Source organism: Bartonella sp. ML70XJBT (assembly GCF_028618425.1).
Taxonomy (GTDB): domain Bacteria; phylum Pseudomonadota; class Alphaproteobacteria; order Rhizobiales; family Rhizobiaceae; genus Bartonella.
Map to the genome: position 1 here is coordinate 1 of NZ_JAQISX010000096.1, position 1,012 is coordinate 1,012.

Sequence of the window (1,012 nt, forward strand, 5' to 3'; positions counted from 1 at the left end):
TGGGCGGTTGTGCTGAAATTTATGGCTCTGTTTTTGGCAATGCCAAGGTTTTATTCTATACTAAGGTCTGGGGTCGTGCTTATGGCAATGCGAAATTAACCAAGAGAAGCAAAGTAAGGGAAGTTCCCGTAAATTATGAGGTTTATGAAAGCGATAACCTTGTCAAGATTGTTGATGAAACAGAATAAAGAACGGGGGCGCCTTCTTATAGCTATAAACGCATTATAAGATGCATTCCTTAAAACGTATCATAAAAAAGATAACTCCAAAAAAGAAAGCCGTGCCAATCGATATGACGCGGCTTTTCAATGGAGGCTTTGGAATAACCAGTTCCAAATCATAAGTATTTACATACAAAACGTATCATATTGCAAGCGTTCTATTGTTTTTATGAAAACTTATCAAAAGGATCATAAATGATGCATATGATTTTTACTCACTCATTTGAATGAGAGAATGAATTATAGAGACTGTAAACGCTTTATGGCTATCAAACGTATTAGAATAACGTCCTTTTCTTTAAAGAGATTCATTTAAATCAAAACGCATTATAAAAATGCTTCTTTAAAACGTTTTAAAATACTAAGCTCAAAATTGAGCTGAGTGAATTTCAAATAACTGACATTCTAAAATCAAAACCTATCAAATAAATCAAAACGTTTGCTAGCTTTATCAATCCAATCAAAAGCAAATGTGTATTAAGTGAAATGTCTATAGCAAAACCCGTTTTTACATTTACGCGCGTTGGTTTTTAAAAGTAGCATTTCATAAGACAAATAAACAAACGCTTTTTAGAAGCTAAGTTTTCAAGATTTGCTCTGCTGTGAAATCTAGATTTTTATTTTTCTTTAAAACCTAATTTCTTTAAAAATTGAGCAGCTCAATTTTGAGTTGGCAAAATTAACCACCCCAATTCTGGGGGCGTTAACTTTAGAATAGAGCATTTTTTTAACAGCATTATTTTACTAAAAATTTAGTAAAACCCTATGCGTCTAGATTTTACAATGGTTTT

At 32.1% G+C, this 1,012-nt stretch carries 1 pseudogene; it reads left to right on the forward strand.

Features of this window, described 5'->3' with window-relative positions:
* Nucleotides 1–188, forward strand: a pseudogene (locus PVV65_RS09835) (hypothetical protein); the annotation flags it as partial.
* Nucleotides 189–1,012 lie beyond the last annotated feature (824 nt).